Genomic DNA, 26626 nt, shown 5'->3' on the forward strand with positions numbered 1-26626 from the left:
AGCGCAAGATGGCAGGATTCATTCCGCCGGAATTTGCTTTGCCGCAGATCCCTGCTTTGCCGCTTTGGCCGAAAGCCGCTCGGTCACCTTGCGCTTGAAGGCGAGGAGAAGGCCGCGCAGCTCGGGCTCGCGCACACGCCCCGCCGCCTCGTCGAACGATACCCATTCGATGCGGCGTTCGCCCTTTTCCTTGAAGTTCTTCGCCATGTCGGTGACTTCGAGCGCGTAGACCTGCACCTTGCAGGCCACCTGCACGCCGTCGCGCAGGACTTTCGAATAGCTGTAAGCGCCGAGCGTTTCCGTCTCGACCGCGCCGCGGACGCCGGCTTCCTCGAAGGCCTCCTGTGCGGCGACCTCATGAGCGCATTTGCCCGTCATCGGCCAGCCCTTGGGAATGACCCAGCGGCCGGTGTCACGGCTCGTCATCAGCAGCACCTCGACATCGCCACTCTTCTTTTTCACCCGATAGCAGATCGCACCATATTGCTGTCGCGGCGGACGCCGGAACATCAGTTGCACATCGGATGCCAATCGGGCGAGAAGAGTCAATTGTCGGGTCACCTTCGCAGTGGTTGTTAGGAATCACTCATATACGTGTATCACGAAAAGCTTACACAATCCAAAGCCGCGGACGTTCCGAAACGGGATTTGATCGTCGTTCAATAAGGGAAATCGAGCTGGGGCAGGCTCAGAAATCCGTCACGTCGTGTCTCGAATGCGTCACATTGCACAGGTGTTCAATATGGCGCGGTCTTGCCTTTCCTTCAATGGCAAGATCAAGTGATCCACTGTCATTTCTGATCGTGGTCATCATGCGTCTTCCACCGCTCAATGCCGTCCGCGCCTTCGAGGCGGTCTGCCGCCACGGCAGCATCCTCAAGGCCGCCGAAGAGCTGAAGGTGGTGCGCGGCGCCGTTCGCCAGCAGATCGCCACGCTGGAGGGCCATTTCGGCCGCAAGCTCTTTGTCCGCGATGGCCGCAGGCTGGTCCCGACCGCGGAGGCCAGCGCTTTCGCCGAAGCATCGGGCGCGGCTTTCGATATTCTGCAACGCGCCGCTTGCGAGCTCTCGGGCACCGGGCCGGGCCGCATCCGGCTCGGCGTACCCTCCGCCTTCGCGGTCTGGTGGCTGATGCCACGTGTTGCCGACATGCAGGCAAGCCTCAGCGATATGGCGGTCGATATCGTGCCGATGAGCGTCGTCGAACCGCTGCTGATGCACCCGGAACTGGACGCGGTGATCATGGGCGGCGAATACCGGCCGGCCGCCGGCGTGACCGCGGTGCGTTTCATGGAGGATGAGTTCGGTCCGGTCGCAACGCCGGCGCTCGCAGCGACGCTCTCGGAGAGCCCGGCGGCGATGGGCCGACTCACCATGCTTGCGAGCCGCAGCGTTCCGAAACTCTGGGACGAATGGTTTGCCGAAAGCGGCACGCCGCCGGTCGCCTTTTCCCGCGTCCAAGAATTCGAGGATCTGCTGCTGGCGCTCGGTGCCGCCCGCTCCGGGCTCGGCATCGCCCTTGCGCCGCGCGCCTCGATCGAGGACGATCTTCAGCGCGGGCAGCTGGTCGCGCCCTATGGTTTCATCGCCCGGCCGTCCGGCTACAGCCTCTGCTGCCGCACGCCGGACGCGAAACGTCCGGCTTTCTCAGCTTTGTCCGGCTGGCTGCGCCGCTGCGGGAGGCCGAGCTGAAAGGGCAGATTTTCTGCCCTTTCGCCAGAATAACCTCCATATTCGCCGCCCTGTCGCTTCGCTAAAAATTGTTCGAGTATCGGCAACAGGGATGAAGTGATGGAAAAGACCGCGACGCGCATCGACTGGATCGGCGGCAGCTGCCGGCTGCTGAAGGCAACCGCAGCCGAATTCGAGCGAACGCGGCCCTTCGCGGGCCTGTCGATCGGCACCGGCATCCATCTGGAGCCGAAAACGGTGGCGCTCTTGATGACGCTTCGCGCCGGCGGGGCGCGTCTCGTCTGCACCGGCAATCTCAACAGCACCCAGCCTTTGACGGTCGAATTTCTGCGTTCGCAGGGTTTTACGGTCTTCGCCACGCAGACGACCGATCCGGCCGCCCATCATCAGAGCCTCGAAGCGGTGATTGCCGAAAGGCCGGACCTGCTGCTCGACAATGGCGGCGATCTCTTCGCCATCGCGGCGGAAAAACCCTATGCCAATCTTCGCGGCGGTACCGAGGAAACCACCTCGGGCCGCACCCGCCTGCTGCCGCTGCGCGAACGCCTCGCTATGCCGATCCTCGTCATCAACGACAGCCCGATCAAGCAGTTCGCCGAAAACAGGCATGCCGTCGGACAGAGCCTGTTCGAAAGCTATTTGCGCTTCACCAACCGCTCGACCAACGGCAAACGCGTGACGGTGTTCGGCTACGGCGCCTGCGGCAAGGGCACGGCCGCCTGTTTCCGCAATGCTTTTTCCACCGTCAGCGTCGTCGATATCGACGCCGTGACGACACTCGAAGCCCATCTCGATGGTTTCGCCACGCCGCCGCGCGAGGCGGCAATCCGCTCGGCCGATATAATCGTCACCGTCACCGGCTTTGCCGGCATCGTCACCGCAGCCGACCTGCCGCTCGTCAAGGATGGCGCGATCCTGATGAATGGCGGCCATTTCCCCCATGAGATCGATGTCGAGGCCTTCCGCCGCCATCCCGATGTCATCGGCATCGATCGCTACGAGGCCGATCAGATCGAGACCTTCCATCTAAGGGACGGCCGCTCTTTCCATGTGTTGGGCGGTGGCCACATGGCCAATCTCGCCGGCCCGCGGCCGCTCGGCAACACGGTCGAATCGATGGATCTCGGCTTCACCCTGCAGGCCCGCTGCCTGGAACGCATCGCCAGGGGCGAGGCCGGGCCCGAAGCCTGCGTCGTGCCGGTTCCCGGCGATATCGACGCGATGGTGGCCAATGCTTATCTTGATCTGGCGCGTTGAGGATGATTCCGAAAAATGTGAGTGTTTTCAGACGACATCACGCGCCACTCTCTGATTTAGCAAAGGATTAGATTTAAGGCCGACCGGGGCCTCAAATCATCCTGTTCCAGTCATTCGGCAAGGTGAGATCGGTCGATCTCGACGACGACTTTCCCGTCCGCCTGCCGGTTTTCGATCAGCAGATATGCCTCGTCGGTATCGTCAAATGTGAAGCGGTGCGGGTCGAGCCTCGGCATCACCTCGCCGGCCTCGACCAGTTTCGTCATTTCCCGCATAATCTCGCCGTGATGTGGGCGTCCTTCGCCGCTCAGAAGCGGCAGCAGCGTGAAAACCCCGGAATAGGTCGCCGCCTTAAAGGAGAGCGGCGCCAGCGCGTGATTTCCCCAGCCAAGGCAGCTCACGACATGGCCGAACCGGCTGACGGCCCGGAACGCAGTATCGAGCCCCTGGCCGCCGACCGTATCGTAGATCAGATCGAAACCCTTGCCACCGGTATATCTGGCGACATAGGTTTCCACCGTCTCTGCGGCACGATCGATCGGCGTTGCACCAAGACCGGCGAGATAGTCCACTTTCGAAGCGCCATCGACGACATAGACCTCCGCCCCGACGGCCTTGGCGATCTGCGCGACGATATGACCGACACCGCCACCGCCGAGCACGAGCACCTTGTGATCGGCTCTCACGCCGGCGCGGTCGACGAGCCCTTCCCAGGCGGTAATTGCGATCAGCGGCAATGCTGCGGCCTCGCGCATAGAAAGGTTCTGCGGCTTCGGAGCCAACAGTGCGGCGTCGACGGCTGCGAATTCGGCAAGCGATCCCTGAACGCCGCCAACGCCACCGGTCATGCCATAGACCGCGTCGCCCCGACGAAAACCGCCGACGCCAGGTCCGATCTCTTCCACGATGCCGGCCATATCGATGCCAAGCACGGCCGGAAGCGGGTGGCGCGCATGGGCGGCATTGCCGGCTCTGATCTTGAGGTCGAGCGGATTGACACCGCTCGCCAAGATACGCACCAGGACCTGGCCTTCACCCGGCACAGGCTTTGAAACATCGGCGATCCGCAATGGCGAATTCGGCGATTCCGCCAACATCACTTTCATCGTTGATTGTCTCGACATGCAACTCTCCTTCGTTCGCAGTGCAGCGTCTGCGGTGGCAACGGGCTTTTCCGGAAGAAAGATCGCTCATTGAAACGCGAATGAAAATAGAAGAAAAGGACTGAAGGCCATGCATTTTTGTTTGATGGATGCGAGCGATGGAATGGAGCGACCTGAAGATTTTTCTGGCGATCGCGCGGTTCGGAACGCTGGGTGCAGCAGCCCGCAGCCTCGGTCTGACGCAGCCGACGATGGGCCGTCGGTTGCGTTCCCTGGAAGCGTCTGTTGGGCAGACGTTATTTCAGCGCACGACTGAGGGCTTCGTGCTGACCGAGGAAGGCGCGGCCGTTCTTGCCGGTGCCGAACGCATCGAGGAGGAGACGCTTGCTATGGAGCGCATCCTTGCCGGTGGCAGCCGCCAGCTCGGTGGTTTTCTCAGGCTGTCCTCGTCCGACTGGTTCGGCGCGCATGTGCTTTCGCCGGTGCTGGCGGAGTTCTCGCAACTCCATCCCAAGGTGGTGGTCGAACTATTGACTGACAGCCGGCTCCTCAGCCTGCCGCGACGAGAAGCCGACCTCGTTTTTCGTATTCAGCCCTTTACTGAAGCGGAGATCATATCCCGCAAGCTTATCCATATTAAATACGGCCTTTACATCCGTCGCGGCGCGCCGCACCCGAGGGCATTTGACGGGGTGGGCGCCCGCCTCGTCACCATGGACCAAGCTTTCGGCGACATGCCGGATGCCGGCTGGCTGCAGCGCCTCTTGCCGCGGGCCGAAATTGCCATGCGCAGCAACAGCCGCGATGTTCAGGCGACGCTTTGTGCCAATGGAGCGGGGCTGGCCGTCCTGCCCCGGCCGCTCGGCGATTCCCTTGCTGCTATTGAATTGGTGGATCTTGGCGAGGCGCCGCCCGGCCGCGACACCTGGGTCGGCTATCACCGCGACATGAAACGCCTGGCGCGGCTGCGCGCCCTGCTGGATCTCGTCATCGAGAGATTGGCGCACTGAACCGGCGGGGAGTATGATCTGAAATATGTGAGGGGCCTTTTGAGGCGACATCGCGTCATTTAGTTAGGTGTGCAGTCATCGCTCCCAGTAGGGGACAGGTCCGTAAAGCTCGGCGAGATAGTCGATGAACAGCCTGACCTTGGCCGGCAGGAATTGCCGGCTGGGATAGACGGCCGACAGCGCCACATTGTGCGAGCCCTCATAGGCGGGCAGCACCTGCACCAGCTTGCCGGCCTTGAGTTCCTCGCCGATATCCCAGGTCGAGCGCAGCGCGATCCCGAGGCCTGAGATGACCGCCTCGCGGATTACCTCGCTGGAGTTGGTGACCAGCATGCCTTCAGGCCGCAGGCTGATCATTCCGTCCGGCCCGTTCAGCCGCCAGGTGTCGCCATTGTGCGCCGGCAGGCAGCGATGATGTTTCAAATCGTCGATATCTCCAGGCTCGCCGTGTTCCGCGAGATAATCCGGTGAGGCGCAGAGCAGCCGGCGCACCGGCGCCAGCCGCCGGGCGACGAGGCTGGAATCGGTGAGTTCGGCAATGCGGATCGCCAGATCGAAACCGCCGCCGACGATGTCGCTGAATTCATCGGTCAGCACCAGATTGATCGCCAGCTCCGGATGCGCCTCCATGAAGGCCTTCAGATGCGGCGCGATGTGCATGCGCCCGAAGGAGGTCGGCGCCGAGATCTTCAGCGTGCCGTGCATCTGCGTTGAGCGGCCGGAAATATAGAATTCCGCCTCTTCCAGCCCGGCCAGAATGCCAAGCACGCGGTCGTAGAAGCCCTGTCCGGCTTCCGTCAGTGAGATCTGCCGCGTCGTGCGCTGCAAAAGGCGGGTGCCGAGCCGGTCCTCCAGCCGCTTGATCCGCTTGGAGACGACGGCCGGGGAAAAGCCGAGTGCCCGCCCGGCAAGCGACATGCTGCCCGTCGAAACGACCTTGGCAAAGATTTCGAGATCGCCCAGATTGGTCATGCGGTTTTCGATTTTTTCCCCTTTTGGCATAAGTGCTTAGCATTTGCGCCGCTTTCGGGAAAGTGCTAAGCCGATTTATCGGCGGCAGGAGGTTTGCGGCCGTCATTCCCGTCGTCACGATGTCAGAGGCCTGAGAGCGCCATGTCCGACGCCATCCCGTTTCTCAAACCCCGCGCCGATGTTCTCGCCCGCCGAGCCCAGATCGTCGCGGATCTTACCGATCTTCTGCCTCCCGAATGCCTGGTGCATGAGGCGCGGGAGCTGGTTCCCTTCGAGACCGACGCTTTCGTGTCCTATCGCCGCCTGCCGCTCGCCGTCGCCCTGCCGCGCAGCACGGCTGAGGTTTCGGCGGTCATGCGTTATTGCCACCGCTACGGCATTCCCGTCGTGCCGCGCGGCGCCGGCACCTCGCTGTCGGGTGGCGCCATTCCGCAGGAAGATGCCGTCGTGCTCGGCCTGTCGAAGATGAACCGCATCCTCGAGATCGACCTGCCGAACCGGGTCGCCGTGGTGCAGGCCGGTGTCACCAATCTCAATATCTCCGAATCCGTCTCAGCGGACGGCTTTTTCTACGCACCCGATCCGAGTTCGCAGCTCGCCTGCACCATCGGCGGCAATGTCGGCATGAATTCCGGCGGAGCCCACTGCCTGAAATATGGCGTCACCACCAACAATCTGCTCGGCGTTAGAATGGTGCTGGTCGACGGCACCGTGATCGAACTTGGCGGCAAGGCGCTGGATGCGGCGGGTTACGACCTGCTCGGCCTGGTCTGCGGCCATGAAGGCCAGCTCGGCATCGTCACCGAGGCGACCGTGCGGCTGATCGCCAAGCCGGAAGGCGCACGCCCCGTGCTCTTCGGCTTCGAAGCTTCGGAAGAGGCCGGCGCCTGTGTTGCCGATGTCATCGCCGCCGGCATCATCCCCGTCGCGATCGAATTCATGGACAAGCCGGCAATCGAGATCTGCGAAGCCTTTGCCCATGCCGGTTATCCCCTCGATGTCGGCGCGCTGCTGATCGTCGAGGTCGAAGGCTCGGAAGCGGAAATGGACGCCTCGCTGAAGGACATTGTCGAAATCGCCCGCCGGCATGGCGTCAAGACGGTACGCGAATGCCAGTCGGCCACCGAAGCAGCGCTGATCTGGAAGGGCCGCAAATCCGCCTTCGGCGCCACCGGCCGCATCGCCGACTATATCTGCATGGACGGCACCGTGCCGCTCAGCCAGCTGTCGCATGTGCTGAAAAGAACTGCCGAGATCATCGACCATTACGGGTTGCGTGTCGCCAACGTCTTCCATGCCGGCGACGGCAACATGCATCCGCTGATCCTGTTCAACGCCAACGATCCCGAGGATGCCGCCCGCGCCGAGGCTGCCGGCAACGATATCCTCAAGCTCTGTGTCGACGCCGGCGGCTGCCTCACCGGCGAACATGGCGTCGGCATCGAGAAACGCGACCTGATGCGCCACCAATATTCCGAGACCGATCTCGCCCAGCAGATGGCGGCGCGCGCTGCCTTCGATCCCGGCTGGCTGCTCAATCCGTCCAAGGTCTTCCCGCTCGAGGGGCGCCCCGCCGCATGATCGATCTGACGCCGACGAGCGAGGAAGAGGCGGCGGCGATCGTCCACGCCCATGCCGAAAGCGGCCGGCCGCTCGCCGTCTGCGGCGGCGATAGCCGCGCAGGCTTCGGCAATGCCGTTGCATCAGAAGACCGACTGCGATCGACCGGGCTTGCCGGCATCGTTGCCTACAATCCCGGCGAAATGGTCATGACCGTGCGATCGGGCACGCCGCTCGCCGAGGTCGAGGCAGCACTTTCCGACAGCGGCCAGATGCTCGCTTTCGAGCCGATGGATCATCGTCCTGTCATGGGTACATCGGGCGAGCCGACCGTCGGCGGCGTCTTTGCCGCCAATGTCTCCGGCCCGCGCCGGCTCATTGCCGGGGCTGCCCGCGACAGCCTGCTCGGTGTGCGCTTCGTCAACGGCAAGGGCGAGATCATCAAGGCCGGCGGCCGGGTGATGAAGAATGTCACGGGCCTCGATCTCGTCAAGCTGATCGCCGGCTCGCATGGCACGCTGGGCTTCCTCACCGAAGTCACCTTCCGGGTGCCGCCGCGTCCGAAGACCGAGCGCACCGTGGTTCTGTCGGGCCTCAACGACGCCGAGGCGGCAAACGCCATGGCGGCGGCGATGGCGCTGCCGGTCGAAGTCTCCGGCGCCGCCCATCTGCCCCTGACGGTGACGTGGAAATTCCTTGCCGGCAAATTGCCCGAGGGCGAAGCGACGGTGTTGCGCATCGAAGGCCTGGCCGGCTCGGTCGACGTACGCTTGGAAAAACTTGCGACAGCAATGTCCGCCTTCGCGACGGTGACGCGGCTGGATGAGCCGGAAAGCTGCCGGCTCTGGCAGGAAATCCGCGAGGTGCTGCCCTATGCCGACGGCACGGCGCGGCCGGTCTGGCGTGTCTCGGTCGCCCCCGGCACCGGCCATCAGCTGGTCGCAGCCCTTCGCCTCGAAGCCGGCGTCGACGCTTTTTATGATTGGCAGGGCGGTCTCGTCTGGTTGCGCATGGAGGCCGGCCCCGAAGGCGAGCTGGTCCGCCGCTACATCAAGGCGCTCGGCGGCGGCCATGCGACGCTGATCCGCGCGTCCGAGCAGGCGAGGGCGGCAACCGCGGCGTTTCATCCCGAGCCCGAGGCGGTGGCGATGCTGTCGCGGCGGGTGAAGGAGAAGTTCGATCCGGCGGGGATTTTCAATCCGGGGAAGATGGGGTGAGAAGATGAGTCTGCGTCTGGGTTACCCCCCTCTGTCCTGCCGGACATCTCCCCCACAAGGGGGGAGATCGGCAAGAGGTTGGACCATGGCTCCCTCGCCGTTCTATCGGAGTTGCAGTAGCCCAGTTGTTTGGGGAAGCCATCACCCCGATCCGATCTCCCCCCATGTGGGGGAGATGTCCGGCAGGACAGAGGGGGGTGCCCTAGGCACAACGCCCGCGAAGCGGAGGCCCCGCTAGATGCAAACCAACTTCACCCCCGCCCAACTCGCCGATCCCGATGTCGCCGAATCTGAACAGATTCTGCGCAAATGTGTCCATTGCGGTTTCTGCACCGCCACCTGCCCCACCTATGTGACGCTCGGCAATGAGCTCGACAGTCCGCGCGGCCGTATCTACCTGATCAAGGACATGCTGGAAAACGGCCGGCCGGCCGATGCCGAGGTCGTCACTCATATCGACCGCTGTCTCTCCTGCCTTGCCTGTGTCACCACCTGTCCCTCCGGCGTCGATTACATGCATCTGGTCGATCACGCCCGCGCCCATATCGAAAAGACCTACAGGCGCCCGTTGATGAACCGGCTGACGCGGGCGATCCTTGCCGCCGTGCTGCCCTATCCCGGCCGCTTCCGCCTGGCGCTCAACCTCGCCCGCCTCGGCCGGCCCTTCGCCGGGCTGATGCGCGGGGCCGCGCTGAAACCCTTCGCCGCCATGCTGGCGCTTGCGCCGCGCCGCATCCTCGCCGCTTCAGATTTCGCAAAACCCGGCCGCTATCTGCCCGAAACCGAACGGCGCGGCCGGGTGGCGATGCTTTCCGGCTGCGCCCAGCCGGTGCTCGATCCCGGTATCAACGCGGCGGCGATCCGGTTGCTGACGCGGCTCGGCGTCGAGGTCGTGCTGCCGGAGGGCGAGGTCTGCTGCGGTTCGCTGGTTCATCACATGGGCCGTACCGAACAGGCGCTCGCCAGTGCGCGGACCAATGTCGATCTCTGGACGCGCGAAATCGACGGGCAGGGGCTCGACGCGATCATCATCACCGCCTCGGGCTGCGGCACGACGATCAAGGATTACGGCCATATGCTGCGCCTCGATCCCGCCTATGCCGCAAAGGCGGCGAGGGTCTCGGGCCTCGCCAAAGACATCACCGAATATCTGGCAACCCTCGAGCTGCCGGCGCATACGCCGAAGGGCATCACCGTTGCCTATCACTCCGCCTGTTCCATGCAGCACGGCCAGCGCATCACGCTGACGCCGAAGCAATTGCTGAAAGCGGCGGGTTTCACCGTGCGCGATCCCGCCGAAGGCCATCTCTGCTGCGGTTCGGCCGGCACCTACAATATCATGCAGCCGGAGATCTCGGCCGCGCTGAAGGCACGCAAGGTCAAGAACATCGAAGCCACCAAGGCCGATATCATCGCCACCGGCAATATCGGCTGCATCACCCAGATCGCCACCGGCACCGGCATGCCGATCCTGCATACGATCGAGCTGCTCGATTGGGCCTATGGCGGCGCTGTGCCGGAAAAATTAACAGGTTTGTCGTTAGGTTGACGTGAAAGGCCTGTCGGGCCGGTCTCGGGAGTTTAGACGATGTGGCGGGGAATGATCGTATTTGCGGGACTGCTCGGTGCGGCGGGCGCCGCCCATGCCGACAGCCGTTTTTTCTGTTCCGCCGATGACAAGGAAGCGCGCTTCACGCTCGAGAGCGGTTTCGAAAGCGGAGCCGGCCACAAGCTCAACCATTTCCGCGGCGCGCTCGTTGTCAAGGATCCGGCCCAATCGACCGTGTTCGGAAAGCGTGTTTTCGAATCGCAGCATCTGACCAACCATTGGTCGCGCGATGGCGACCTGCTGATGGAGGTCTTCGATGGCGGCGAAGATGACACCGGCGGAGCCACGCTGGATCTGGTCGTGGTTGCCGGCGAACGCGGCAAGCCGGCGGCAAATTTCAGCGGCACCTATTCCCTGACGATCGCAGGCGGAGAAAAACCCTATGCCGTCGAAGGCAAGGTCAGCTGCGGCACGAAATAAGCAATGTCAGGAAAAGTGCGAAGCGGTTTTCCGTCCGGAATTGCGCTTAGCAAAAAAATAGAGCGGCCCCAAAAGCTGGACCGCTCTACTGATTCATTACCAGTGGAACGAAACGCCGACATTGACGGCATTGGTGAAGATGTTGGTCTTCAGGTCCACGCCGCTGTCGATCGGAACGTCGACGCGCGAATAGGTGCCCTTGTATTCGACGAACGTCGACCAGCGATCGGTCACCTTGAAGTCGACGCCGGCCTGGGCCTGCAGCGTCACGCCGCCGAATTCATAAGCCCAGGTCTTGCCTTCGGGACGAATCACTTCGACATGCGGAATGTTCACGCCGACACCGGCGCCGAGATAAGGCGTCCAACGGCGGCTCGGATCCTGGAAGCGATAGAGCCCGTTGACCGTCAAGAGGTTCAGGCCGTCGGTGAATTCGAAATGCGACCAGCCGGTCTTGGCGAGCGTATCGTCGTCGGCATAGACCTTGTCATGGGTATAATCGAGCGAAATACCCCAGTTCGGCTTGTTGAAATTCTCGAGCCACCAGGTGACGCGGCCGCCGTAGTAAGGCGGGCTGCCGAAGGACTTGCCTTCCCAGCCGGCGGTGAAATGCGTGCCGTCGGAGAGATCGACGCCGCTGTGCGGCGCCGTCTGATAGCCGCCGTAGATGGAGAATTGCAGGTCTTCCGCCGAGACGGAGGCTGCCGAACAGATCGTGAAAAACGCAATGCCCGCAAGCAGGGAAGCTGAGGAACGCAGCGCAGATGTCATTGAAATAGCCCCGATATTGCAAATGAGTCGACCTTGCGGCAGCTGTGCCAGCTTTCCGCCGCAATGTCTAAGAGAAATGAAAGGGGCCACGAAAAGCGCCTTTCATTTTTTTCTAAAGTGTTGCTCAGCCGCCGAAAAGCGTGCGCAGCACGTCGATGCCGCGATCCTCGAACGCGACCTTGCCCTGCTTGTTGCCGGGGCCGATGACGATCACCTTGGTGCCGACAGGCGCGCGATCGTAAAGATGCGTCACGTCTTCGTTCATCATCCGGATGCAGCCGGAGGACATGTTGAGGCCGATCGTCCAGGGCTGGTTGGTGCCGTGGATGCGGAAGATGGTGTCGCGGCCGCCCTGGTAGAGATACATGGCGCGCGCACCGAGCGGATTGTCCTCGCCGCCTTCCTGGAAAGCGGGAATGATGTGTCCCTTGGCGGCTTCGCGGCGGCGCATCTCGGCCGGCGGCGTCCATGCCGGCCATTCCGCCTTGCGGCCGATCTTGACGACGCCCGACCAGCCGAAGCCGTCGCGGCCGACGCCGATGCCGTAGCGGGTGGCGCGGTTGTTGCCCTCGATGAGGTAGAGATACTTGTTGTTGGTATCGATAATGACGGTGCCGGCTGCTTCCGTCGTCACCAGCCGCACTTTCTTGCGCTTGAATTCCGGCTTCACATATTTTGGCATCTGCGCCACACGCACGACTTGCGCCGGACGCTGTGTGTTGTCGGAGCCGGCAGGCGCGGCAAAGGCGGATGCAGACATCAAGGACAGGACAAGTCCGGCCGCGGCCAGACCTGGCATCAATTTGATCATGATCGATTCCCCTCAAGCAAATCTGCCTGAAGCTACATGAACTTCTGCCCGATTCAAGATCGGCCCGGCCGGATAAAGCAATTTCGGGGAGGGAAGCCGCCTGTTCTTGCGGCTTCCAAGATAATTTATGTGTCGTTACATGACGACGACGCGGGTTCCGACGCGGACGCGGTCATAGAGGTCGACGACATCTTCATTGCGCAAGCGAATGCAACCGGAGGAGACGGCGCTGCCGATCGACCAGGGCGCGTTGGTGCCGTGGATGCGGTAAAGCGTCGAGCCGAGATACATGGCGCGTGCGCCGAGCGGGTTTTCCGCGCCGCCGTCCATGCGCGCCGGCAGGTAGTGGCCCTTGGCGGCTTCGCGGCTGATCATTTCCGAAGGCGGCGTCCAGTCCGGCCATTCCTGTTTGCGGGTGATCTTGTGGGCGCCGGCCCATTCGAAGCCGGGCTTGCCGACGCCGACGCCGTAGCGCCGCGCCTTTCCGCCGTCCATCACCAGATAGAGGAAGCGGTTGTTGGTATCGATGACGATCGTGCCGGGTTTTTCCTCAGTGTCGTAATCGACCATCTGCGGCAGGAATTGCGGCTCGATCGGATGACGGATCGCAGGGATGCCCGGGTTGATCGCCGAAACGGTCTGCGGTGCGACTTGCGGCGCCTGGCGGATGACGCGGCGCTGGAAAAGGCCGCGCTGCTGCAACTGGACGACCGGCCGCTGATAGACGACGGGGCGAACCGTGCCGCCGCCGAGCTGGTTGATCCAGGGCGCCGTCAGATCGGGGCTGAGCACGACGGGCGGACGGGTGGCGTAGCGGTCGTCTGCAAGGGCGGCCGTGGAGCATATGCCGAACAGGGCTGCGGCAAGAACAAGCTGTTTCATCATCGGACGGACTCTCTACAAATGGCCGAAAATGCGCTGGCGGAGACATCCGCCCAGGCGGAGATATCCCGCCCGGGAAAGACGCTGCCATCCAATCCGCCAGCGAATGGTAAAGATCGAATCATGAAAACCCGACCGGCTGGATAAACTTTTCGTCAGGGTTACCGTTCGGTTTGGAAAGACGGTTTGCAAATGGTAAAGCCGGAATCATGACCGGAAAACCAAGCGGACCGGCAAACAGACGGGCCCGGGAATGAAGCGGACATGAGCGAGACAGGCATCATCATCGGCGAGGATGGCAGGAGCCGCTGCCACTGGCACGCCAATCTGCCGGATTATCTCCGCTATCATGACGAGGAATGGGGCCGCCCTGTCACCAATGATATCCGCCTCTTCGAGAAGATCTGCCTCGAAGGCTTCCAATCCGGCCTTTCCTGGCTGACCATCCTGCGCAAGCGCGAGAATTTCCGCGCCGCCTTTTCCGGCTTCGATTTCGAAAAGGTCGCCCTGTTCGGCGACGAGGACGTCACCCGCTGCCTTGCCGATGCCGGCATCATCCGCCATCGCGGCAAGATCGTCTCGACCATCAACAATGCCAGGCGCGCTATCGCGCTGAGAGACGAATTCGGTTCGCTCGCCCATTATTTCTGGCGCTTCGAACCCGGTCACAACGAGCGGCCCGGAGTGGTCGACCGCGAGCATATCGTCGCCAATCCGACGACGCCGACATCGGTGATCATTTCGAAGGATCTGAAGAAACGCGGCTGGACCTTTGTCGGCCCGACCACAGTTTATGCTTTCATGCAGGCGATGGGCCTCGTCAACGATCATCTGGAGGGCTGCTTCTGCCGGCCCGAGGTCGACGCGATGCGCGCCGTTTTGGTCCGACCATGAAAGAAGATGCATCCGTGAGAACATTGATCGCCGCCGCTGCCCTCCTTCTCCTGACGGTCCCCGCTCTGGCGCAGACGCCGCAGCTCGATCCCGGTGAAAAGCTGGAGAAGCTGCAATTCCCGGCCGTCACCATGCAGTTGAAGGGCTGGACGAAGTTCGGAAACGGCCATGTCTACACGCTGCCGGTGCGCGCCGGCCAGCACATCAAGATCGACTTTGCCACCAAGAGCAAATTCGCCTTCCTGGCGATCTTCGACCTGTCGAAACCGGATGACGAGGCCTTCTTCGGCACCGACGAGGACGGCATGAGCTTCGAGACGACGGTCAAGGAAAACACCACCTGGCTGCTGCGCCCGTATTATTCCAAGGTGTCGCCGCGCCGCGGCCTCGGCGCTCCCTTCAGCATCCTGATCGAGCCTTTGGCGGCCGCCCCGAAACAGCCGCAGCCGCCGGCCGAGCCGGAACGCCCGTCGCTCTTTCCCAAGGCGCCTGCCAAACAGCAATAAGGCGGGCGTCCTGCCTCAAGCCAGCCGGTCGATCAGGTCGCGCAATTCGCCGAGATGGCCGATCTTGCGGAAGCGCGGCGCCTCCGTCGGTTCGTCCACATGTTCCAGCACCCAGGTAAGTTCGTGCGGCACGAAGACGCCGTAGCTGCCGGCGGCGATCGCCGGCACGATGTCCGATTTCAGCGAATTGCCGACCATCATCGCCCGTTCCGGCCCATCGCCGACCTTGGCGAAGATGCGGCGATAGGTGACGGCGGTCTTGTCGGAGACGATTTCGACGGCGTCGAAGAAGTCGCCGAGCCCGGATTGGGCTAGCTTGCGCTCCTGGTCGAACAGATCGCCCTTGGTGATCATCACCAGCAGATATTTGCCGGAAAGCGCTTCCAGCGTGTCGCGCACATGCGGCATGGTCTCGACGGGATGGGAAAGCAGATCGCGGCCGGTATCGAGGATCTTGGCGATCACGCCGGCGGGAACTTTGCCCTCGGTGATCTCAATCGCCGTCTCGATCATTGACAGCGTAAAACCCTTGATGCCGAAGCCGTAATGGCGAAGGTTGCGCTTCTCGGCTTCCAGCAGCCGCTCGGAAATCTTCGGTCCTTCGGCGAAATCGGCAAGAAGCCCGGTGAAATGCGCTTCCGTCAGCCGGTAATATTGTTCGTTCTGCCAGAGGGTGTCGTCGGCATCGAAGCCGATCGTGGTCAGTGGTCGCGTCGTCATATGCGTACCTTTGAGCATGATGCCGAAAAGTGTGAGCGGTTTTCGAACAACATCATGTTCTAACTCTAAAATTGAGAACAGGATTCAGATTTTAGACCGACCCGGCCGAAAATCATCCTGTTCTTGAAATATCGCCGGCAATCTATCGCTCGCCTGTGTCGAGACAAGGGCTGTGTCGAGACATGGGCTGTTGAGACAAGGGCGCGGCGTTGAAAAGCCTCGCCGCCGCACTACATGAAAATCGCCTCACCTTGCAGCCAGCCACGGCTGTGCCTGTCACGCGCGCAGGCCAATAATCAAAAAATGAAGTTCTTAGGTTCGCAAGCCCCTCTTGCGGCAGACACAAAGGATTTTTTCGACCATGCGTTACAATCAACTCGGAAATACGGGACTTTTCGTCTCGGAAATCTGCCTGGGCACCATGACCTTCGGCGAAGCCAAACAGGGCACCATGTGGGGCGCCATCGCCGATGTCGACCAGAATGCCGCCGACCGGATCGTCGAGCGCTCGCTTGCCTCTGGCGTCAATTTCATCGACACGGCCGATGTCTACTCCGCCGGCGAGTCCGAAAGGCTGCTCGGCCAGGCCCTGAAGAACCTCGACGTGCCCCGCAAGGACGTCGTCATCGCCACCAAGGTCTATGGCGTCATGGGCGACAAGCCGAACGACCGCGGCGCCTCGCGCGGCCATATCATGGATTCGGTCGAGGCGAGCCTGAAGCGTCTGCAGACCGATCATATCGACCTCTATCAGATCCACGCGACCGACACGGTGACGCCGATCGAGGAGACGCTGCGCGCCTTCGACGATCTCGTGTCCCGCGGCCTCGTGCGTTATATCGGCGTCTCCAACTGGCAGGCCTGGCGCATTTCCAAGGCGCTCGGCCTCTCCGAACGCCGCGGCTTTGCCCGCTTCGAGACGGTGCAGGCCTATTATTCGATCGCCGGCCGCGATCTGGAGCGCGACATCGTGCCGATGATGCAGGAGGAGAAGCTCGGCCTGATGGTCTGGTCGCCGCTCGCCGGCGGTTTGCTCTCCGGAAAATACGGTCCCGGCGCGCCCGGCAACGGCGAGGGCCGCCGCGCCAGTTTCGACTTCCCGCCCGTCGACAAGGACAAGGCCTGGGCCTGCGTCGCCGTCATGCGCGAGGTCGCCGAAAAGCACGGCGTCAGCGTCGCCACCGTGGCGCTCGCTTACATCCTCGCCAAGCCTTTCGTCACCACGGTGATCATCGGCGCCAAGCATGTCGACCAGCTCGACCAGAACCTGGCCGCCGTCAAGCTGAAGCTCGATGGGGACGATATGACGAAGCTCGACGAGGTCAGCGCCCTTGCCCCCGAATATCCGGGCTGGATGCTATCGCGACAGGGCGCCGGCCGCCGGCCGGTCGATTTCGAGCCGAAGGGCTGAGATCGCTGAGAGCAGCCCCTCATCCGCCTGCCGGCACCTCCCCGCGCGCGGGGCGAAGGGACGACGCCGCGACCTCTCGGTCTCTCGCCAATGTCTCGCGTGGCACGTCCCCTCTCCCCGTTTTACGGGGAGAGGGTTAGGGTGAGGGGCATCTTGGCGGGTCGAACCGGACAGCCGGAGCCTTGTGTCTGATATCCGCTGCACCGGTTAGGGATACTTACTTGCCGTGGGCCTTGAGCCAGGCGTTCATCTCGGCGATCTCGGCTTCCTGCGCCTTGATCACCCCTTCGGCGAGTTTGCGGATTTCGGCATCCTTGCCGTATTGGAGCTCGATCTTCGCCATGTCGATCGCGCCCTGATGATGCGGGATCATGCCGCGGACGAAATCCACATCGGGATTGCCGCTATACTCGATCGCCATATCCTTATGCATCTTGGCGTTCGCCTCGCTGAAGGCGTGGCTTGCCGCATCGTGACTGCCCATCGGCTTGCTCATGTCCATGGACATGTCTTCGGCAAGGGTGGGGACGGCGATGATGGCAAGCATGGCGGTAAGCAGGATGATTTTCAAAGACATGAGAGTTCCTTCCTCTGTCTGACAATAGGTCTTCCAGGCAGCAGCGCCACCTGATTGGCATGGATTGAAGTCAGGACAGTCGGGGAGGGGGTGCCTGCGGAGCAGGCCTTTTGTCATCCAGGGCGCGGGCAAGCGCAGGCGCAGGATAGCCGAGAACAGATTTTCCGCTATCCATGACCGTCACCGTCGGCGGCAGCAGAAGACAGGCGGCGCAAAGCGGCATATGCGCAGCGTCGCCGCCGGTGCAGGGCTCTTTCAAGGGAGCAGCATGGCTTGTTCCCTCGGGCATCTTCATGCCAGCCATCTCGTGGTGCACACTGCCATTTTCGACGGCGACCGGCGCATTCATCGACGCGCAGGCCGGACAGGCCGCCCATGCGGACATGGCGCTGTAGACTAGCCAACCGAGAACCATCGTGATGAGGGCGAGCGTGCGCATGGTGTTTCATATACGCGAATGCCGGCGGCAATCCAAGCCGTCGGTCACGGCCTCGTGTCTCACCAGGCGGCAATCACCTTGTGCTCGATCCGGTAATCCCGGCTCTCCTCGCCGAGCGGCGCCACCGGCCATATCCAGGCTGCTTTCGACGGCGGCGGCGGGACGCCGTGCAGCAGGTCGGCCTCTTCATGTGTCTTGCCGTTGCGGTCGATGACGGCATAGGCAATGTCGCTTACCAGGCAGTTGCGGCAGGAGAGCCCCGAAAGCCCGGCCAGATGCGCCGCAATCAGCCTTTCCACGGTATCTTCAGGCATACGGCCGGCCTCGGCCTCGCAGCGGCGTTTGACGCCGCGGCCGATCTGCGACAGCAGATTGGCCGAAACCACGAAATCGAGATAGGGCACCGAGCGCAGGAAACCGAGGGGTTCGGGCTCTTTGCCGGCGGCAAGATCGTCGTAGCCGGAGAGATCGCGCTCGATCAGCCTGACATTGCGATAGCCTTTGGCCCCAAGCCACAGGCGCACCGAGGCGAGATGAACGAGATCGACCAGAACGACCGTGTCGAACGCGCGTGCCAGTTCGTCGATCGGCACGTCGCGCAACAGGCCGGAACCGAGCACGACGGCGGTCCGCTTCTGCCGGAGATCGGCCATCGCCGCGCGTATCGCATTCCGGCTCATCGTCTCATGTTCGGCCCATTCGCCGGCACAGCGCCCGGCCCGTGACCAGAGATTGACGGAATAGCGGATGAACTTTCGATGCGGCTTGCCGGTCAGCGGCCATGTCGCGCCATAGAGAAACGCTTCAGCGATCATGATGCATTATCCCGCGTTTCGGATGGATACCCTGTTCAATCGATTCTGGCAGCCACTTCAAGACCCTTCGCCCTTGCCGCTCCCCGCCCAATCCGCTAGGAAACCGCCACTGTCACAGTCAGCGGAATTCCCGGAAATGAACGACAAGCAGAAGAAACCGCAAAAGCTCAAGGCCCGCCTGCCGCGCGGCTTCGTCGACCGGACGGCCGGCGATATCCGCGCCGTCAACGAGATGACGGCAAAGATCCGGGAAGTCTATGAGCATTATGGTTTCGACCCGCTCGAAACGCCGCAGTTCGAATATACCGACGCACTCGGCAAGTTCCTGCCCGACAGCGACCGGCCGAACGAGGGCGTCTTCTCGTTGCAGGACGACGACGAGCAATGGATGTCGCTGCGTTACGACCTGACGGCGCCGCTTGCCCGTCATGTCGCCGAGAATTTCAACGAGATCCAGCTTCCCTACCGCACCTATCGCGCCGGTTACGTCTTCCGCAACGAGAAGCCGGGCCCCGGCCGCTTCCGCCAGTTCATGCAGTTCGATGCCGATACCGTCGGTGCGCCGGGTGTTCAGGCCGATGCCGAAATGTGCATGATGATGGCCGATACGCTTGAGGCTCTCGGCATCAAGCGCGGCGACTATGTCGTCCGCGTCAACAACCGCAAGGTCCTGGACGGCGTGCTCGAGGCGATCGGCCTCGGCGGCGACGACAAGGCCGGCCAGCGGCTCAACGTGCTGCGCGCCATCGACAAGCTCGACAAGTTCGGCCCGGAGGGCGTGGCCCTGCTGCTCGGCCCCGGCCGCAAGGATGAATCCGGCGACTTCACCAAGGGCGCCGGCCTCGACCAGGCGCAGATCGACAAGGTGCTGTTCTTCGTCGGCATCAAGGACTATGCCGAAAGCGCTTCGCGCCTGGCCGAACTCGTTGCCGGAACCTCAAAGGGCGCCGAAGGCGTCGAGGAGCTGAACTTCATCGGTGCGCTGGTTGCGAGCGCCGGCTACGGCGCCGATCGCATCAAGATCGATCCCTCCATCGTCCGCGGCCTCGAATATTATACCGGCCCGGTCTATGAGGCCGAACTGAGCTTCGACGTCACCAATGAGAAGGGCGAAAAGGTCGTCTTCGGTTCGGTCGGCGGCGGCGGCCGTTATGATGGCCTGGTCTCCCGCTTCATGGGCCAGCCGGTGCCGGCCACTGGCTTTTCGATCGGCGTCTCCCGGCTGATGACGGCGCTGAAGAACCTCGGCAAGCTCGGCGCCAGCGACGTGATCGAGCCGGTGCTGGTGACCGTCATGGACGGCGATGTCGAGGCGATGGGCCGTTATCAGAAGATGACGCAGCAACTCCGCACCGCCGGCATCCGCGCCGAGATGTTCCAGGGCAACTGGAAGAAATTCGGCAACCAACTGAAATATGCCGACCGCCGCGGCTGCCCCGTCGCCATCATCCAGGGCGGCGATGAGCGCGCAACCGGCGTGGTGCAGATCAAAGATCTGATCGAGGGCAAGCGGCTCTCCGGCGAGATCGAGGACAATGCCAGCTGGCGCGAAGCCCGCGTGGCGCAGGAGACCGTGCCGGAAGCCGACCTCGTCGCCAAGGTGAGGGAGATCCTTGCCGCGCAGGCGGAGGATCGGAAGAGGGCGGGCGGCGATGTCTGAGGCATACCCCCCTCTGCCCTGCCGGGCATCTCCCCCACAAGGGGGGAGATCGGATAGGAGCGACCCCTTGCTCCAGTCAAACGGCGCAAATGGCCGAAATCATTTAACGCACGCCCAATATCGTGGGAGGCCCGCGCCTCTTGCCGATCTCCCCCCTTGTGGGGGAGATGCCCGGCAGGGCAGAGGGGGGTGCCTTCCGGCACGCCCTTCGCCTACCGTTTGGAGTGCGGCATGCCCCTGATCAACCTCCCCGAATTTGCCAGTGACCTGCTGGCCGAGTTCGACGCCCGCAAGGCCGAGCGCATCGACACGTCGGTGATCCAGCCGGCCGAACCCTTTCTCGATATCGCCGGCGAGGATCTGCGCCGCCGCATCTTCATGACGGAGAGTGAGACCGGCGCCAGCCTTTGCCTGCGTCCGGAATTCACCATCCCCGTCTGTCTGCGCCACATCGAGACGGCGACCGGCACGCCGAAGCGTTACGCCTATCTCGGCGAAGTCTTCCGCCAGCGCCGCGACGGCGCCAATGAATTCTATCAGGCCGGCATCGAGGATCTCGGTGATATCAACATACCGAGCGCCGACGCCCGCGCCATCGGCGATGCCACCGGCATTCTCGCCCGCCTGCTGCCAGGCCGGCGCCTGTCGGTGACGCTGGGCGACCAGGCAGTGTTCGAGGCGGTCGTCCAGGCGCTCGGCCTGCCGCTCGGCTGGCAGAAGCGGCTGATCCACGCCTTCGGCAACATGACGCAGCTCGAAGCGCTGCTGGCCGGTCTCGTCAGTCCGCAATTCGTCACCGGGCTGGACGATGATATCGCCAAGCTTGTCGCATCAGGCGACGAGCTGGCGCTGGTCTCCCATCTCGAGCAGGAAATGCAGGCGACGGGTTATTCGACCAATGCCGGCCGCTCGCCGCTGGAGATTGCCCGGCGGCTCAAGGAAAAGCTCATCCTCTCCGAAACGCGCCTCGACGATGCGGCCTTCCATGTGCTGGAAGAGTTTCTGTCGCTCGACGTGCCGCTCGTCAATGCGTCCGCAGCACTGGCCGGTTTTGCCGATGCTGCCGGCCTGAAACTCGGCAATGCGCTCTCCCGCTTCAACGGCCGGGTCGCCGCCCTTGCCGATGCCGGCGTCGATCTTTCCTGCCTCGATTACCGCGCCGCCTTCGGACGGCCGCTCGACTATTACACCGGCCTCGTCTTCGAGGTGACGGTGGAGGGTTCGGCCGCGGTTCTGGCCGGCGGCGGCCGTTTCGATAAACTCCTGACGTTCCTCGGTGCGACGGACCGCATTCCGGCCGTCGGCTTCTCCTTCTGGCTCGACCGCATCGAAACCGAAAGGGCAGCCGTATGACCATCACCATCGCGCTTCCCTCCAAGGGCCGGATGAAGGACGACGCTTCGGCGATCTTCGAACGGGCCGGCATGCCGATCACCGCTGTCGGCAACGACCGCTCCTATCGCGGCCGCGTCGAAGGCTGGGACGATGTCGAGGTCGCCTTCCTCTCTGCCTCCGAAATCTCCCGCGAACTCGGCAACGGCACCGTCGATTTCGGCGTCACCGGCGAGGATCTGATGCGGGAAGGTTTTTCCGAGGTGGATAAGCGCGTCGAATTCTGCGCCCGCCTCGGCTTCGGCCATGCCGATGTCGTCGTCGCCGTGCCGGAGATCTGGCTGGATGTCGAAACCATGGCCGATCTCGGCGATGTCGCTGCCGATTTCCGCGCCCGCCACTCCAGGCGCCTGGCCATCGCCACCAAATACTGGCGGCTGACCCAGCAGTTCTTTTCGAGCCAGCACGGCATCCAGCTCTATCGCATCGTCGAGAGCCTCGGCGCCACTGAGGGCGCTCCCGCCTCCGGCTCGGCCGATATCATCGTCGATATCACCTCTACCGGCTCGACGCTGCGCGCCAACCACCTGAAGGTGCTCCAGGACGGCGTCATCCTCCATTCGCAGGCCTGCCTGGTGCGCGCCCGCAAGGAGAGCCACGTCGATGCGCCGGTCGTGCAGGCGATTATCGACGCGGTGCGCGCCGCCCTCTGATCTAGCGATCATTGAATGCATAAGAAAACCCGCCGTCAATTCAATGACGGCGGGTTCTGCATGTCTGGGAGGATGTCTGTTGGATCAGGCAGCCGCGTAGGCGCCGCGGCGAGCGTCGATCGAATAGGCACCGGCACCGACGGTGGCGAGCAATATGTACGCGCCGGCCAGCGTGATGTTCTTCATGACCATGATCTGGTTGAGAATGTTCACGAGTTCCGTGCCGCTTGCGTAGGGCAGGTGGAAGGCAACGCCCGTGAAGACGCAGAAGGCCGCGAGCAGCCAGCCGGCAATGCGGACCTGGAAGCCTGTGAGAACGGCAAGGCCGGCCAGCAGTTCGAAAAGGCCTGCGACATAGGCCAACAGGGTTGCTGCCGGCAGGCCGGCACCGGCGATCATGCCCGCAGTACCGGCAGGATCGGTGAGCTTCATGAAGCCGGAAAGGATGAACATGAAGGAAAGAAGAATGCGGGCAATCAGGATGATGGCGTTCGACATGGATGCTGTCTCCGTTTGAAGGACTCTGGAGATCTGGGTGCCCCGGCACCGTGTGGACCTCGGATGCCTCCTATGTCGCCTTTTTCCTTCGTTATGGAAAGATAAACGAACGGGGACAGTTCGTTCAATAATGTGGAACGATCTCCTGCGGGCAGCCGCTTGCCTTTGCTGCGCCCGGCCTCTTATGGTCGGCGCCCAACAAGGAGAATCCGATGGCAGATCTGTCCGCATTTCCGATCACGAAGCGCTGGCCGGCGAAAAATTCCGACATCATCCAGCTCTATTCCCTGCAGACTCCCAATGGGGTGAAGGTATCGGTCGCCCTCGAAGAGCTCGGGCTTGCCTATGAGCCGCACTATATTTCCTTCGCCGCCAATGAGCAGAAGTCGCCCGAATTCGAATCCCTCAACCCGAACGGCCGCATTCCGGCGATCATCGATCCGAACGGGCCTGATGGTAAACCGATCGCCCTTTTCGAATCCGGCGCCATCCTGCTTTATCTCGCGGAAAAGACCGGCAAGCTTATCCCTGCGGATGCCGCCGGCCGCTACGAATGCATTCAGTGGGTGTTTTTCCAGATGGCCGGGATCGGCCCGATGTTCGACCAGTTCGGCCATTTCCACAAATTCGCCGCCGACAAGGTCGCCAACAATTCCTATCCGGTGGAGCGCTACCGGCAAGCGGCTGCTCGGCGTGCTCGAAGGCCGGCTGAAGGGTCGGCAGTGGATCATGGGCGATCAGTATACGATCGCCGACATCACCACTTTCACCTGGGTTCGCGGCGCTGATATCTTCTATGGCGGCCGCGAGGTTCTCGACTATGCGAAATTCCCCGCCGTCATGGATTGGCTGCAGCGCTGCATCGCCCGACCGGCCAGCGAGAAGGGGCTGAACATTCCGGTCAAGCCGGAATAGCTGATCGACAAGAGATCGCTGATGCCGGCCCCTCATCCGCCTGCCGGCACCTTCTCCCCGCTTGCGGGGCGAAGGGGACACGCGGCGACCTCTCTGTTCCCCGCACAGTTCTCGCAGGGCACGTCCCCTCTCCCCGTAAAACGGGGAGAGGGTTAGGGTGAGGGGCATCCTAAGCCTCTATAGCCGGCTTATGATCTGCCTTGCGCCTTCGAGCTTGAAGCGCGGAAAGATAAAGACGCCGACCATGCTGCCGCTGTATTTTTCCTCGAGCCCGTTCGACTCGCCCATGCAGAAGAGCGGCTGGCGCAAGCCGTTCGGCATGATGATCGTCGTCGAAAAACAGAAGGAGGAGCAGAGCGTCGCGGCCTGCTCGAAGAGCTCCAGGATGTGGCCGCGGTCTTTGCTGTCATAGCAGCGGATCAGGCTCAAGAGCCCGCAGTCTCGCGCGGAGAGGCCGTGCAGCATCGCGCTCCATTCGCCGAGGCGGAGCATGCCGCTCGACAAATCTCCGGTCCAGGCCTCGGAAATCGAAAACTGAGCCACCATCTCGTCATTTTGATTGTGATGTTCAAGCGAGCCGGGTGTCAAAGGTACGGCTGCATTGCCTTTGGCGATCTTAAACAAGGCGTTCCCCCGTTCGGATGCAGCTCCTCCGCCGCACGCTCGGTAAACACAAAAACAGGATCACGCAGCAGCGGGCATGATGCCCGTGCTTTTTACCGGCGATCGTTGCCCGGGCCAACGGGCCCGCGGAACGTCTCTCGCGCTCGTTTGTGGGCGCGCTTCAATTGCAGCGCGGATTTATAGGAGCTTTTGAACAAACGGCAACGGCTTTTTAAGGGGTGGTCGGATCGGCATTTTTCCTGGGATGCCGGTATCCTCAGCCTATCGAGCGGGGAAGCAGCGCCGACACATCAATTTTGTGCGTTTTGGATACCGTTCCACTGGATATGAAGTGAGAAATGGTGCCGTGACACTGCAATTCTGCGCCGAGATCGGCGGCCTGAAAAAGCGCGACAACGCAAGCTTTGCGCAAGCTTCCGGGGCGGGAGAGGACGACGCGCCATAAAATTGCGCGCAACGGACCGAATCGCTTAGGCGCCAAAGAAAAGGGCGACCCGAGGGCCGCCCTTCCTATTCCGGATGCCGGAATGGTGATCAGTGGAGGCTTTCGCCTATCACATCATGTCCATTCCGCCCATGCCGCCCATGCCGCCCGGCATGCCGCCGCCAGCCGATTCTTTCTTCGGCAGTTCGGCGATCATGGCTTCGGTGGTGATCAGCAGCGATGCAACAGAAGCAGCGTTCTGCAGTGCCGTGCGAACGACCTTGAGCGGGTCGACGATACCCATGGCGATCATGTCGCCGAATTCGGACGTCTGGGCGTTGTAGCCGTAGTTGTCTTCATTCTTGTCGAGGACCTTGCCGACAACGATCGAGGCTTCGTCGCCTGCGTTTTCAGCGATCTGACGAACGAGCGACTGCAGGGCGCGGCGAACGATGTTGATGCCGGCTTCCTGGTCGTCGTTTGCACCCTTGACGGTGATCTTCGTGGAGGAGCGCAGGAGAGCGATACCGCCGCCGGGGACGATGCCTTCCTGAACGGCAGCGCGCGTCGCGTTGAGGGCGTCGTCGATGCGGTCCTTCTTTTCCTTCACTTCGACTTCCGTCGAGCCGCCGACGCGGATGACGGCAACGCCGCCAGCGAGCTTGGCAAGACGTTCCTGCAGCTTCTCGCGGTCGTAGTCGGAGGTGGTTTCTTCGATCTGGGCCTTGATCTGGGCAACACGGCCTTCGATGTCGGACTTGGCGCCCGAACCGTCGACGATCGTGGTGTTTTCCTTGGAGATCGAAACCTTCTTGGCACGGCCGAGCATGTCGAGCGTGACGGATTCGAGCTTGATGCCGAGGTCTTCGGAGATCACGGTGCCGCCGGTCAGGATGGCAATGTCTTCGAGCATGGCCTTGCGGCGGTCGCCGAAGCCAGGCGCCTTGACGGCAGCGATCTTGAGGCCGCCGCGCAGCTTGTTGACGACGAGCGTCGCAAGAGCTTCGCCTTCAACGTCTTCAGCGATGATCAGGAGCGGCTTGCCGGTCTGGACGACAGCTTCGAGAACCGGAAGCATCGACTGCAGGTTCGAGAGCTTCTTCTCGTGAAGGAGAATGAAGACGTCTTCGAGGTCGGCAATCATCTTTTCCGGGTTGGTCACGAAGTAGGGGCTGAGGTAGCCGCGGTCGAACTGCATGCCTTCGACGACTTCGAGTTCGGTTTCGGCGGTCTTGGCTTCTTCAACCGTGATGACGCCTTCGTTGCCGACCTTCTGCATGGCTTCAGCAATGTCGAGACCGACCTGCTTGTCGCCGTTTGCCGAGATCGTGCCGACCTGTGCAACTTCTTCAGAGGTGGAGATCTTCTTGGCCTTGGCCTGGAGATCCTTCACGACGTCGGCCACAGCGAGGTCGATACCGCGCTTCAGGTCCATCGGGTTCATGCCGGCTGCAACGGCCTTGTTGCCTTCGCGAACGATCGCCTGGGCCAGAACGGTTGCAGTCGTGGTGCCGTCGCCGGCAATGTCGTTGGTCTTCGAAGCAACTTCGCGGACCATCTGGGCGCCCATGTTTTCGAACTTGTCTTCGAGTTCGATTTCCTTGGCGACGGAAACGCCGTCCTTGGTGATGCGCGGAGCGCCGAAGGACTTGTCGATGATGACGTTACGGCCCTTCGGGCCGAGCGTTACCTTGACTGCATCGGCGAGAATGTCGACGCCACGCAGCATCTTTTCGCGCGCGGTACGACCAAACTTGATTTCTTTAGATGCCATGATTGAAACTCCTCAATTCGA

At 62.4% G+C, this 26626-nt stretch carries 26 protein-coding genes and 1 pseudogene; 14 read left to right on the top strand and 13 right to left on the bottom strand.

Annotated features, from left to right (window positions below; all coding sequences use genetic code 11):
- Window positions 1-18 precede the first annotated feature (18 nt).
- Window positions 19-549 carry an NUDIX hydrolase gene (locus tag CO657_RS02315; protein WP_012556693.1) on the bottom strand — a complete coding sequence of 177 codons (531 nt, stop codon included), beginning with the start codon at window positions 547-549 and terminating at the stop codon, window positions 19-21.
- 263 nt (window positions 550-812) lie between these two features.
- Between CO657_RS02315 and CO657_RS02320 the strand changes: the two genes are divergently transcribed.
- Both CO657_RS02320 and CO657_RS02325 read left to right on the top strand, forming a co-directional pair.
- The gene (locus CO657_RS02320) at window positions 813-1691 is read left to right on the top strand and encodes a LysR substrate-binding domain-containing protein (protein WP_037073962.1); all 879 of its coding nucleotides are present in this window, start codon (window positions 813-815) and stop codon (window positions 1689-1691) included.
- Window positions 1692-1790: 99 nt separating this feature from the next.
- The gene (locus CO657_RS02325) at window positions 1791-2948 is read left to right on the top strand and encodes an adenosylhomocysteinase (RefSeq protein ID WP_003588338.1); all 1158 of its coding nucleotides are present in this window, start codon (window positions 1791-1793) and stop codon (window positions 2946-2948) included.
- Window positions 2949-3058: 110 nt separating this feature from the next.
- Here CO657_RS02325 and CO657_RS02330 read toward each other — a convergent pair whose 3' ends face one another.
- Window positions 3059-4072: a zinc-dependent alcohol dehydrogenase family protein gene (locus CO657_RS02330; protein ID WP_003588336.1), complete on the bottom strand. Its 1014-nt coding sequence runs from the start codon at window positions 4070-4072 to the stop codon at window positions 3059-3061.
- Between the two features lie 137 nt (window positions 4073-4209).
- Here CO657_RS02330 and CO657_RS02335 point away from each other — a divergent pair, with 137 nt between their 5' ends.
- Window positions 4210-5061, top strand: a complete 852-nt coding sequence (locus tag CO657_RS02335; RefSeq protein WP_054181403.1) for a LysR family transcriptional regulator — start codon at window positions 4210-4212, stop codon at window positions 5059-5061.
- A 75-nt stretch (window positions 5062-5136) separates the two neighbouring features.
- On the opposite strand, the gene CO657_RS02340 is transcribed toward CO657_RS02335, so the two are convergent.
- A complete protein-coding gene (locus tag CO657_RS02340) occupies window positions 5137-6033 on the bottom strand; it encodes a LysR family transcriptional regulator (protein ID WP_012556697.1) in 897 nt (298 codons plus the stop codon).
- Between the two features lie 141 nt (window positions 6034-6174).
- Between CO657_RS02340 and CO657_RS02345 the strand changes: the two genes are divergently transcribed.
- From CO657_RS02345 to CO657_RS02365, 4 genes are all read left to right on the top strand, one after another.
- Complete coding sequence (locus CO657_RS02345; RefSeq protein ID WP_054181404.1) at window positions 6175-7614, top strand: FAD-linked oxidase C-terminal domain-containing protein; 1440 nt, start codon at window positions 6175-6177, stop codon at window positions 7612-7614.
- Window positions 7611-8810: a glycolate oxidase subunit GlcE gene (gene glcE, locus CO657_RS02350; RefSeq protein ID WP_054181405.1), complete on the top strand. Its 1200-nt coding sequence runs from the start codon at window positions 7611-7613 to the stop codon at window positions 8808-8810. Before CO657_RS02345 ends, glcE begins: the two co-directional genes overlap by 4 nt.
- Before the next feature lie 238 nt (window positions 8811-9048).
- Complete coding sequence (gene glcF / locus CO657_RS02360) at window positions 9049-10359, top strand: glycolate oxidase subunit GlcF (protein WP_054181406.1); 1311 nt, start codon at window positions 9049-9051, stop codon at window positions 10357-10359.
- A 39-nt stretch (window positions 10360-10398) separates the two neighbouring features.
- The gene (locus CO657_RS02365; protein ID WP_054181407.1) at window positions 10399-10839 is read left to right on the top strand and encodes a hypothetical protein; all 441 of its coding nucleotides are present in this window, start codon (window positions 10399-10401) and stop codon (window positions 10837-10839) included.
- A gap of 96 nt (window positions 10840-10935) precedes the next feature.
- Here CO657_RS02365 and CO657_RS02370 read toward each other — a convergent pair whose 3' ends face one another.
- From CO657_RS02370 to CO657_RS02380, 3 genes are all read right to left on the bottom strand, one after another.
- Window positions 10936-11610 (bottom strand): outer membrane protein, encoded by a 675-nt coding sequence (locus CO657_RS02370; RefSeq protein ID WP_003588322.1) that lies wholly within the window; start codon window positions 11608-11610, stop codon window positions 10936-10938.
- 124 nt (window positions 11611-11734) lie between these two features.
- On the bottom strand, window positions 11735-12421 hold the full coding sequence (locus CO657_RS02375) for a L,D-transpeptidase (RefSeq protein WP_003588319.1): 687 nt from the start codon (window positions 12419-12421) through the stop codon (window positions 11735-11737).
- Window positions 12422-12556: 135 nt separating this feature from the next.
- A complete protein-coding gene (locus CO657_RS02380; protein WP_012556702.1) occupies window positions 12557-13306 on the bottom strand; it encodes a L,D-transpeptidase in 750 nt (249 codons plus the stop codon).
- A 261-nt stretch (window positions 13307-13567) separates the two neighbouring features.
- On the opposite strand from CO657_RS02380, the gene CO657_RS02385 reads away from it, so the two are divergent.
- Entirely contained in the window at window positions 13568-14197 is a 630-nt protein-coding gene (locus CO657_RS02385; RefSeq protein ID WP_054181408.1) for a DNA-3-methyladenine glycosylase I, read from the top strand.
- Entirely contained in the window at window positions 14194-14703 is a 510-nt protein-coding gene (locus CO657_RS02390; protein WP_054181409.1) for a hypothetical protein, read from the top strand. Before CO657_RS02385 ends, CO657_RS02390 begins: the two co-directional genes overlap by 4 nt.
- Before the next feature lie 15 nt (window positions 14704-14718).
- On the opposite strand, the gene CO657_RS02395 is transcribed toward CO657_RS02390, so the two are convergent.
- Entirely contained in the window at window positions 14719-15423 is a 705-nt protein-coding gene (locus CO657_RS02395; RefSeq protein ID WP_003588314.1) for an HAD family hydrolase, read from the bottom strand.
- 361 nt (window positions 15424-15784) lie between these two features.
- Between CO657_RS02395 and CO657_RS02400 the strand changes: the two genes are divergently transcribed.
- Window positions 15785-16834: an aldo/keto reductase gene (locus CO657_RS02400; protein WP_012556705.1), complete on the top strand. Its 1050-nt coding sequence runs from the start codon at window positions 15785-15787 to the stop codon at window positions 16832-16834.
- Between the two features lie 217 nt (window positions 16835-17051).
- On the opposite strand, the gene copM is transcribed toward CO657_RS02400, so the two are convergent.
- The 3 genes from copM to CO657_RS02420 all read right to left on the bottom strand — a co-directional run bounded on the left by copM (window position 17052) and on the right by CO657_RS02420 (window position 18665).
- Window positions 17052-17411 carry a CopM family metallochaperone gene (gene copM, locus CO657_RS02410; RefSeq protein WP_054181410.1) on the bottom strand — a complete coding sequence of 120 codons (360 nt, stop codon included), beginning with the start codon at window positions 17409-17411 and terminating at the stop codon, window positions 17052-17054.
- 70 nt (window positions 17412-17481) lie between these two features.
- The gene (locus CO657_RS02415) at window positions 17482-17850 is read right to left on the bottom strand and encodes a hypothetical protein (RefSeq protein ID WP_054181411.1); all 369 of its coding nucleotides are present in this window, start codon (window positions 17848-17850) and stop codon (window positions 17482-17484) included.
- A 59-nt stretch (window positions 17851-17909) separates the two neighbouring features.
- Entirely contained in the window at window positions 17910-18665 is a 756-nt protein-coding gene (locus tag CO657_RS02420; protein WP_054181412.1) for a hypothetical protein, read from the bottom strand.
- Window positions 18666-18801: 136 nt separating this feature from the next.
- On the opposite strand from CO657_RS02420, the gene hisS reads away from it, so the two are divergent.
- From hisS to hisG, 3 genes are all read left to right on the top strand, one after another.
- A complete protein-coding gene (gene hisS, locus CO657_RS02425; protein WP_054181413.1) occupies window positions 18802-20325 on the top strand; it encodes a histidine--tRNA ligase in 1524 nt (507 codons plus the stop codon).
- Between the two features lie 231 nt (window positions 20326-20556).
- A complete protein-coding gene (locus tag CO657_RS02435) occupies window positions 20557-21678 on the top strand; it encodes an ATP phosphoribosyltransferase regulatory subunit (protein ID WP_054181905.1) in 1122 nt (373 codons plus the stop codon).
- A complete protein-coding gene (gene hisG / locus CO657_RS02440; protein WP_054181414.1) occupies window positions 21675-22370 on the top strand; it encodes an ATP phosphoribosyltransferase in 696 nt (231 codons plus the stop codon). Before CO657_RS02435 ends, hisG begins: the two co-directional genes overlap by 4 nt.
- Before the next feature lie 84 nt (window positions 22371-22454).
- Here hisG and CO657_RS02445 read toward each other — a convergent pair whose 3' ends face one another.
- Window positions 22455-22868, bottom strand: coding sequence for a DoxX family protein (locus CO657_RS02445; protein ID WP_003588305.1), 414 nt, complete (start codon window positions 22866-22868; stop codon window positions 22455-22457).
- Between the two features lie 212 nt (window positions 22869-23080).
- Here CO657_RS02445 and CO657_RS02450 point away from each other — a divergent pair.
- Window positions 23081-23783 (top strand): annotated as a pseudogene (locus CO657_RS02450) (glutathione S-transferase family protein).
- A gap of 177 nt (window positions 23784-23960) precedes the next feature.
- On the opposite strand, the gene CO657_RS02455 reads toward CO657_RS02450, so the two are convergent.
- Entirely contained in the window at window positions 23961-24407 is a 447-nt protein-coding gene (locus CO657_RS02455; RefSeq protein WP_054181415.1) for a hypothetical protein, read from the bottom strand.
- Window positions 24408-24961: 554 nt separating this feature from the next.
- Window positions 24962-26605, bottom strand: a complete 1644-nt coding sequence (gene groL / locus CO657_RS02460) for a chaperonin GroEL (RefSeq protein ID WP_003584509.1) — start codon at window positions 26603-26605, stop codon at window positions 24962-24964.
- Window positions 26606-26626 lie beyond the last annotated feature (21 nt).

Source organism: Rhizobium acidisoli (assembly GCF_002531755.2).
In the GTDB taxonomy this organism is placed as follows: Bacteria; Pseudomonadota; Alphaproteobacteria; order Rhizobiales; family Rhizobiaceae; genus Rhizobium; species Rhizobium acidisoli.